General features: G+C 68.8%; 5 protein-coding genes. 4 read left to right on the top strand and 1 reads right to left on the bottom strand.

The window, feature by feature from the left end; translation table 11 throughout:
- On the top strand, positions 1-1,729 hold a 1,729-nt coding region (locus tag ACT3UL_RS17565), incomplete at its 5' end, for a TRAP transporter permease (protein ID WP_444579642.1).
- Between the two features lie 222 nt (positions 1,730-1,951).
- Here ACT3UL_RS17565 and ACT3UL_RS17560 read toward each other — a convergent pair.
- Entirely contained in the window at positions 1,952-2,392 is a 441-nt protein-coding gene (locus ACT3UL_RS17560) for a hypothetical protein (protein ID WP_444579641.1), read from the bottom strand.
- Positions 2,393-2,634: 242 nt separating this feature from the next.
- On the opposite strand from ACT3UL_RS17560, the gene ACT3UL_RS17555 reads away from it, so the two are divergent.
- The 3 genes from ACT3UL_RS17555 (at position 2,635) to betC (ending at position 9,539) form a co-directional block, all read left to right on the top strand.
- Positions 2,635-5,676, top strand: a complete 3,042-nt coding sequence (locus tag ACT3UL_RS17555; RefSeq protein WP_444579640.1) for a LamG-like jellyroll fold domain-containing protein — start codon at positions 2,635-2,637, stop codon at positions 5,674-5,676.
- A 228-nt stretch (positions 5,677-5,904) separates the two neighbouring features.
- Positions 5,905-7,950, top strand: coding sequence for a BCCT family transporter (locus tag ACT3UL_RS17550; protein ID WP_444579639.1), 2,046 nt, complete (start codon positions 5,905-5,907; stop codon positions 7,948-7,950).
- On the top strand, positions 7,947-9,539 hold the full coding sequence (betC, locus tag ACT3UL_RS17545) for a choline-sulfatase (protein ID WP_444579638.1): 1,593 nt from the start codon (positions 7,947-7,949) through the stop codon (positions 9,537-9,539). The genes ACT3UL_RS17550 and betC overlap by 4 nt, the downstream gene beginning before the upstream one ends.
- Positions 9,540-9,591: the final 52 nt, after the last annotated feature.

Raw genomic sequence — 9,591 nt, 5'->3', positions numbered from 1 at the left:
CTTCCTGCTCTACCCGGCCAGCAAGCGTCTCTCCCTCACCCGGAGAGGTGTGCCCTGGTACGACGCTGTCCTGTCTGTGGTCGCCCTCGCGGTGAATCTGTACATCGTGTTCCAGTACGAGCACCTGACCAGCAATATTGTGCAGATCCTGGGCTTCCGCGAACTCGACTACATCGTCGCGACGCTCGGGATCATGCTGGTCCTGGAGGCCACGAGACGGTGCGTCGGACTGCCGATCGTGCTCATCGCGCTGGCGGCGATCGGTTACTCGACGCTGATCGTCGGGCAGTCGTGGGAGAACTTCGCCGTCGGCACGTTCTTCACCGCCCGTTCAGGCATCTTCGGGACGCCGATCCAGGTCTCATCGACCTTCATCTTCCTGTTCCTGCTGTTCGCCGTGGTGCTCATCCACACCAACATCGGGACGTTCTTCAACGACCTGGCGTTCCGCGCGACCGGCCGCTTCACCGGTGGGCCGGCCAAGGCCGCCGTGGTGGCCAGCGGGCTGCAGGGCATGATCTCGGGGTCGTCGGTAGCCAACACCGTGGCGTCGGGCTCGTTCACGATCCCGATCATGAAGAAGGCCGGCTTCAAGCCCCACTTCGCAGCGGCGACCGAGGCGACCGCCTCCACCGGCGGTCAGATCATGCCGCCGATCATGGGGGCGGCCGCGTTCATCATGGCCGAGTACACCGGGATCCCCTACAACGAGATCATCATCATCGCCATCATCCCGGCGACGCTGTACTTCTTGGGCGCCTTCCTCTCGGTGCATTTCGAAGCCAAGCGCACCGGTATCAAGGGTCTAGCTGTCTCGCTGCTGCCCTCGTGGAAGTCGCTGATCATTCGGATCGACCTGATCCTTCCCCTGATCGTCATCGTCTACATGATGCTCTCCGGCTTCTCTCCGGCGCGTGCCGCCCTGTGGGGCATCGGAGTCGCCTTCGTGCTGAGCTTCGCGCGGAAGTCGACCCGGCTCTCGTTCTCCGGAATCGTCAGGATGCTCGAGGCCGCTGCTCGCACTGCGCTGCCCGTGATCGCGGCCTGCGCCACGGCGGGCATCGTCGCCGGCACCGTCACCGGAACTGGGCTGGGCGGGCGCCTCGGCAATGCCGTCATCGACCTCGCGCAGGGGAACTTCCTGCTGGTGCTGTTCTTCACGATGATCGTCAGCCTGGTGCTGGGCATGGGACTGCCGACCACCGCGAACTACGTGGTCACCGCGACTGTCGCGGCACCGATCCTCTACAACAACTTCGACGTCCCGCTGATCTCCGCGCACATGTTCGTCTTCTTCTTCGGCATCCTCGCGGACATCACCCCGCCGGTGTGCCTCGCGGCCTATGCGGGGTCCGGCATCGCGAACTCGAACCCGCTGAAGACCGGTGTGACGGCGCTGAAGCTGGCGATCGCCGGCTTCCTCATCCCGTTCGTGTTCGTCCTCGAACCCGCGCTGCTGCTCGAAGGGACCATCGTCGAGCTGATCCCGGCTCTGGTCACCGTGATCCTCGGGATGACAGCGATCGCCGGAGGTTTGGCAGGATTCCTCGTGGCCCGAGGGAGAGCGCTGGACCGCACCTTGCTGATCGTGGGCGGTGTGCTGCTGGTGTACCCCTCGATCCCGGTCTCGCTGACCGGGCTCGTGCTCGCGGTGACCGCCGTGGTGCTCCAGCTGATTCGGCGCAGAGCCGATTCGGAGACCCCGGGGCCGGCCGTGGTCACCGCCTGACGGCGACGCCGCCCGGGATCCGACGGCATCGGATCCCGGGCCCCTTGCCGCTCAGAGGACCGCGTCGCAGAGGACCGCATCCTCGAGGGCCGCATTGGGGCGGTGTCGCCGCCAGCGTGACGGGGCGCAGGCGCAGAGCTGCCGCGACGCACAAGGTTTCAGCTCGGCGGCACCTTTGTCGTCACGGGCGGGGTTATCGCGGGCAGGTTCGCACGGGCAGGGTCAATGTCGAGCCCGGTTGCGGGGGTGTTGTCTCGCGGTGCGCTCGTTGCCGTGCTTGTAGTTCCCGGTCCAGCGGGCCATGGCGCCCTGCGGATCGTCCGCCGCTTCGTCGAGGAACTGTTCCGCGCGCATCCCGCGCAGCACAGCGGCCACCGTGCCGTGATGGGTGATCACCACGGCGCCGTCGCGGCGAGTCATGTGCTCGAATCCCTGTGCCTGGCCCATGGAGACAGCGTGGCCGTGTCCTTGCCCCGGGTCAACGGAAATCTCCGCGGCATGGTCGGTGCTGGTGCTGGTGCTGGTGCTGGTGGCTGTGCCGGTGGCGGTGGCGGTGGCGATGGCGATGGCGAGCGCTGGGCTCCGGGCCGTCGATTCCACTGATTCGTCACGTGGGTGGGACGTTTTCGTGGAGTGGATCGGCGCGTCGAGGCGGGACGCCATCGCGGCGCTCTATGGCGACCCTGCCAGGTTCGCCATGACGCACGGCCCAACAAGAGACGACTCGCTAGCAACGGTGCGCTGACCTGCAGTGTTCGGCAGTTCACCACGAAAGGCACAAAGCGGTCCGGGGCATCTTCTGGACATCTGCTGGACGTCCGAGGTTCGGCAGAAGGGTACGGAAGCGACCGCCAGGCTCCCTAGCGTGCAGGCGTCCGCGACTCCTCCCTACCTCAGGAGCCCCTGTGCCCACCTCTTGGCGCACCTTGTCCCTCACCCTCGCTGCTGCTGTCGCCGTCGGGATGACCCCCGTGGTCTCCGCGGCCGCTCCGGCCTTCCCATCGGCCCCCTTCGTCGCACCCGCCGCCCCCGCCGCGCCCGCACCCGCTGCGCCCGGAGCCGGCGGAACAGTGCCGCAGCGGGCGCCCCTGCCGGAGCCGGTCGTCGAGGCACCCACCCCGGACGTGCTCGATGTCGACATCGCGTCCGGCTCGACGGCGGACAGCGCGCAGGACCGTACTGTCACCGGGTTCGGCGCCGCTCCGGAGATCGCCGTGGACACGGCCCTGGGCAGGAAGGTCGCCGCCTTCGACGGCACTAACGCCCTGCGTTATGACTACGCCGACGGCTTCGACGCGACCTCGAAGGCCCTGACCCTGGAGTGCACCGTCCGCTTCGATGACGGCCTGACCGAGGGGACGTCCGAGGGGACCGGGAACTTCTGCGGGGCCAAGGAGGCAGGCGGCTACTCGCTGACCGCGTACGGGTTCACGCTGAAGATGATGGTCAATGTCGACGGCACCTATTACGGGACCGGGGTGGAGGTGCAGGAAGGGGTCTGGTACCACGCGACCGGTGTCTGGGACGGGAAGACCGTCGCCCTGTACCTCAACGGCGAGAAGGTCGCCGAGACCCCCACGAAGGGCAGCACGATCACGCCGCCGAAGGAGAGTGCGCGCCAGTTCTTCCTCGGGGCGGACACCAACGGCAGCGGGGATCCGCAGTTCCACGGCACCACCTCCCTCGCCGAAGCCGGCATCTACAGCCGCGCACTGAGCGGCGACGAGATCGCCGCCCGGTACGCGCAGACCTTCGCGGACCGCGCTGAGGGTGACGTGACCTTCGAGCTGGGCAGCCCGGTACCGGACGCGCAGCTCACCGCCCCCACGGCCCTCGCTGGCACGGTCGGGAACGAGGATCTTCTGGCCGCTCCGCTCGCGTTCACGCTTGACGGGGAGAGCGTCGCCCTCGGTGACGAGATCGGGCAGGGCCTGCGCGAGGGCGAGCACACCATCGCCTACACGGGCACCGACGCCTTCGGCGGCGAGGTCTCCGGATCGAGCACCTTCACCTCCGCCTCGATCCCCACGGCCGGCGGCGCCACCCAGGAGTACGCCGACGGCACCGCCCAGCTGACGGCCCGTGCCGAGCACCCGAGCGGCGGGGACCTGCACACCTCCTTCCTCGAGGGTGAGGTGGCCACGGCGACGAACGTCGAGCAGGGCGTCATCGACCCCGCCACCATCGCCGCCGACGGCACCGTCGACGAGGACGTCGAGCTGCAGGACGCCGCCGCCGTCGAGGACGCACTGGACCCGGCGGACGGCCAGCTCCTGGACGCACCGGTCAGCGAGCAGGTCCCCGCGCTCCGCACCGACATCCCGTTCACCACCGCGGGCCAGGACGTGCTGTGGCAGGGGCAGGTCGACCCCGCCCGCGAGGTGCGCCTGCTGCTGCTGAACACCGAGACCGACAGCTACGAGGTGGCCGACACCGCCCGGGGCGACGGCGAGGGCCAGGTCGAGCTGAGCGCGTCGGCCGCCGCGCACCACGACGCCGACGGGACCATCAGGGCGCTCGTGCTGGGCACCGATCCCTTCGCCGATGACCTCGACGAGCCGATCCGCGACGGCTTCGAGGACCCGGACAGCTTCGACTTCTCCCTCATGCACCTCACCGACACCCAGTACCTCTCCGAGGGTGCCGCCGGGAGCCCGTCGACGACGGAGCGGGAGGTCTGGGCCGACGCCTACGAGGGCTCCTACCGGTGGGTCGCCGAGCACGGGGCGGAGCACAAGGTCGCCTACGTGGCCCATACCGGGGACGTCATCGAGAACTGGAACACGAACGCCGAGCACCGCGGTGTCGCGATCCGGGAGTTCGAGTTCGCCTCCGAGACGCAGAAGATCCTCGAGGACACCGGCATCCCGCACTCGGTGATCCCCGGCAACCACGACAACCGCGGCGGCAACGATGTGGGCCCAGACAGCCTCTACAACGACTACTTCGGGCCCGAGCGGTACGAGGCGCTCGCGCAGACGGACTCCTGGAAGGAGGCCGGAGCGGAGTACCACCCGTGGAAGCCCGGCGACAACCAGAACAGCTACAACCTCTTCTCCGCCGCCGGCCGCGACTTCATCGCCGTGAATCTCGGCTATGCGGTCACCGAGGAGGAGGTGGCCTGGGCGAGCGAGGTCCTGGACCAGTACCCGACGCGCAACGCGATCGTCCTCACCCACGCCTACAACAAGCCCAGCGACGAGGCCGACGGCCGCGGCGGCTCCTTCTCGCAGGACGGGCAGATCATCCACGAGCAGCTCCTGGCCGAGCACCCCAACATCGCTCTCGTGCTGTCCGGGCACGAGCACGGGGTGAGCATCAGCGTGCGCAAGGACGTCGGCACCCCCGGCAACAACGTCGTCGAGCTGCTCGCCGACTACCAGTTCTACGAGGTCAGCGCGGAGCAGATGGGGCTGGACGGGATGCGCCGCTATGACGCGGACACCGGGCTGCAGTTCGGGGCCTCCTTCTTCCGCCTGCTCCAGTTCGACCTGGACCGCGGCGAGATGGCGGTGGACACGTACTCCGCGCAGCTCGATGAGTTCGGTGCCACCGAGTACGACACCAAGGGTCGCTACGACGGGCACGAGGACGACTTCCGCCTGCCCGTGCAGTTCGAGGGACGCACCACCACGTTCCGGACCGACACCGTGATGGGCCTGACCCCGAGCGACCGCGTGATCGGCGAGGCCACGCACGCTTCCGGCGAGCCGGCGACGACGGCCTGGGACGGGCTCGACGAGGGCGCCTCGTACGGCTGGTACGCCATCACCCAGGACGCCGCGAGGGCGATGGATCCGAACGAGCTGCGCACAGCAGCCCTCGGGGCCGGAGCCGCGACGGAGTCCGACGGGGCAGCGTCTGACGGTACGGGGTCCGACGGGACAGACGGGATCGTCCAGTCCAGCGTCTTCACCGCCACGGAAGCGGGGGACGCGACCCCCTGAGAGGATCGCGACATCAGCAGGGCTCCCGGCCGGGTCCAGGCCGGGGGCCCCGCTGCCTCCGAGCCCGCCGTCGGACCGTGTCCAGCAGGTCCACGGTTAGAGTGGGTATCCGGTAGGGCCGACCGTCCCTCCTGATCAGTCCTCGTCGGGCACGTTCGATCGTGCCGGATCGCTGGACGAGCCGTCGGCCCCCTGGATCCCTGACCCCAGCCCGAACGGAGTTCCATCGTGAAGACCGAGGACGAGCCGCCCACTCCCGGAGAGCGACCCGCTTCCGGAGAGCGACCCGCTTCCGGAGAGCGATCCGCTCCCGGGACGCGGACGGGACGGCGCGGCGGCGAGCTCCTGCGAAGCCTCGACTACGCGCGACCGAAGTACCCCCATGACATCCATCCGGCTCTCGTGCCGGGCATCGCCATCGACGACCAGCGTCGCCGGTACAGCGTGGACAAGCTCGTCTTCGGTGTCGCCGGGGTCCTCACGGTGGCCTTCGTGATCTGGGGGATCGTCGATCCTGCGGGCGTGGGCGAGGTGGCGGACATCGCCTACGGCTGGACCATGGCTCATCTCGGGTGGCTGTTCAACGCGGTCGCCACGGTGGTGCTGGTCTCCCTGCTGATCCTGGCCTTCTCCCGGTACGGGAAGATCCCGCTGGGCAAGGACGGGGAGAAGCCGGAGTTCTCCACCTTCTCCTGGGTCGCGATGCTGTTCGCCGCCGGCCTCGGTATCGGTGTGATGTTCTGGGGGCCCTCCGAGCCGCTGACGTACTTCATCACCCCGCCGCCGCTCACGAACGAGCCCGAATCGGTCGAAGCCCTGCATCAGGCGCTCGCGCAGACGTATTACCACTGGGGCTTCCATGCCTGGGCGATGTACGCCCTGGTGGGCGGCGCCGTGGCCTATGCCGCCTACCGGCGCGGGCGCTCCCTGCTGATGTCCTCGATCTTCGAGCGCATGTTCGGCAAGCGGCTCACCGAGGGCTGGGCCGGCCAGCTGGTGGACATCTTCGCGATCATCGCGACCCTGTTCGGCACCGCCGCCGCTCTCGGGATCGCCGTGCTGCAGATCGGCCAGGGTGTGGTGATCGTCTCCGGTGCCTCGGAGCTGACCAACACGGCGATGATCCTGATCATCGCCGTCCTGTCGGTCGGCTTCGTGATCTCGGCCGTCTCCGGGGTCTCGCGCGGCATCCGCTACCTCTCGAACATCAACATCGTGCTCACGATCGGCTTCGCCGGGATGCTGTTCATCCTCGGTCCGACGCTGTTCCTGCTGAACCTGCTGCCCTCGGGCGTCATGCAGTACATCGGATCCCTCTTCGAGATGATGGCGCGTTCGGCCTCCTGGGGCTCGGACACCCTGGAGTTCCAGTCCGCCTGGACCGTCTACTACTGGGCCTGGTGGATCTCCTGGTCGCCCTTCGTGGGCATCTTCATCGCCCGAATCTCCCGGGGTCGCACGATCCGTCAGTTCCTGCTCGGCGTCATCCTCATCCCCTCCTCGCTGCTGTTCGTGGCCTACGGGATCATGGGTGGCACCGCGATCTCCATGTATCGCGACGGGAAGCTGGGCGAGATGGACTCGGTGAACCCGGCGGAGGTGCTGTTCTCGATGGTGGCGAATCTGCCCTTCTCCGGGTTCCTGCCGATCCTGATCATGGCGATCCTGGCGATCTTCTTCATCACCGCAGCGGATTCCGCCTCCGTGGTGATGGGCATCCTCACAACGCGGGGAAGCCAGAACCCGCCCAAGCTGATCGTCGTGTTCTGGGGCATCGTGATGGGCGGGATCGCCGTGGTCATGCTGCTGCTGGGCGGCGACACCGCCCTGGAGGGGCTGCAGTCGCTGGTGATCATCACGGCGGTGCCCTTCGCCCTGGTCATGCTGCTGATCATCGTGGCCTGGGTCCGTGAGCTGCGCAGTGATCCGCACACCCTGCGCCAGGAGTACGCCGAGGCCGCCGTGAGCAACGCCGTCGTGGACGGCGTGGACCGGTACGACGACGACTTCCGCCTGGAGGTCGTCAAGGCCGAGCCGGGCGAGGGCGCCGGCGCCGGGGTCGACTCCACGCACGCCGACTACACCGACTGGTACCAGCGCACCGACGAGGACGGCGAGCCCGTGGGCTACGACTTCGCGACCGGCGAATGGGCCGACGGCTGGGAGCCGGAGACCGACGACGCGACCGCGGACGATACCGGCGATACAGACGTTGCCGACCGCACCGACCGCACCGGCCCTGACGGGGCCGAGCAGAATGGAGCACGGTCATGAGACCCAACATCGTGATCATCCAAGCCGACCAGATGGCGGCGCAGGCGCTCGGCGCCTACGGGGACGCCGCCGCCCGCACCCCGCACATGGATGCCCTGGCCGCGGACGGCGCCGTGTTCGACCGGGCTTATTGCACCACCCCGCTGTGCGCCCCGTCGCGCGCCTCGATGATGACCGGGCGCATGCCCTCGGACCTCGGCTGCTACGACAACGGCGACGACTTCGCCGCCTCGACCCCGACGTTCGCCCACCACCTGCGCGCCGCCGGATACCACACGGCGCTGGTGGGCCGCATGCACTTCATCGGCCCCGACCAGCACCACGGCTTCGAGCAGCGACTGACCACGGACGTCTACCCGGCCGATCTGGACATGGTCCCGGACTGGCAGCGGGACCCGGCCGACCGCCTGCAGTGGTACCACGACGCCGACACCGTCTACACGGCCGGGGTCTCTCAGGCCACGGTGCAGCAGGACTTCGACGACGAGGTGGGCTTCCGGACCCTGCGTCACCTCAACGACCGGGTGCGGGCGAATCGCGCCGCCGGTGAGGACATCCCGTTCCTCATGGTCACCAGCTTCATCCACCCCCATGACCCGTACGAGCCGCCGCGCGAGCACTGGGACCGCTTCGCGGACGGCGACATCCCCGCCCCGAAGCACCCGGAGGTGCCCGACGCCTCCCAGGACCCGCACACCCACCGTCTGCGGGCGATGAGCGGCTTCGACCAGCGGGAGACAACCGCCGCAGAGGTGGCCCGTGCCCGCCGCTCCTACTACGCGGCCGTCAGCTACATCGACGATCACGTGGGGCGGATCCAGGAGCGACTGGAGTCCCTGGGGCTGCTCGAGAACACGGTCATCGTGGTCACCAGCGACCACGGCGACATGCTGGGGGAGAAGGGCCTGTGGTACAAGATGTCGCCCTACGAGGAGTCCGCGCGCGTGCCGCTGATCCTCCACGGACCGGAGCACCTGGTCGAGCGTGGGCGCTACGCGAACCCCGTCTCCCTGCTGGACCTGATGCCGACCCTGCTCGAGCTGGCCGGCGCCCCCGAGGAGGTCCCCGCACCGGTTCCTGCCGGAACGACCGGCGGAGGGCAGCGTGCCGCGGCGTCGCGCGGTCTCTCCCTCCTGGAATCCGCCCGCCGGGAGGCGAGCGGCGCGGCCGGCCCCGAGGACCGCGACATCCTGATCGAGTACCTCGCCGAGGGCACGCTGCGCCCCCAGGTGACCCTGGTGCGCGGGCAGTACAAGTACGTGATCTGCCCCGGTGACCCCGACCAGCTGTTCGACCTGGTCGCCGATCCCCACGAGCTGCGCAACGTCGCCGCCGACGTCGAGCACGCCGACCTCGTCGGCCGCCTGCGCGAGGAGCTCACGGCGCAGTACGGCCTGGAGACCCTCGAGGAGGACATCCTGGCCAGCCAGGACCGCCGCCGACTTGTCGCCATGGCCCTCCAGCAGGGCCGGGTGCGCCACTGGGACTACGAGCCCGACCCCGAGCAGCGCTATGTGCGCGGGGACTTCTGGTCCGCCCTGGCCTTCGGACAGATCCGGGACGTGGAGCCCGTCGCGACGCAGCAGTGACGATGACCGATGCCGGAGCTCTCCGCCGGGAGCAGTCGAGCTGGCGCCGTCA

Source organism: Brachybacterium sp. 107, assembly GCF_052379725.1.
In the GTDB taxonomy this organism is placed as follows: domain Bacteria; phylum Actinomycetota; class Actinomycetes; order Actinomycetales; family Dermabacteraceae; genus Brachybacterium.
Note: the sequence above shows the minus strand (reverse complement) of the source record. Positions and strands in the feature narration are given on the sequence as shown.

Coding starts and splice junctions, on each gene's coding strand:
- ACT3UL_RS17560 (WP_444579641.1), bottom strand. CDS start 2,392: ATGGCGTCCCGCCTCGACGCGCCGATCCACTCCACGAAAACGTCCCAC.
- betC (WP_444579638.1), top strand. CDS start 7,947: ATGAGACCCAACATCGTGATCATCCAAGCCGACCAGATGGCGGCGCAG.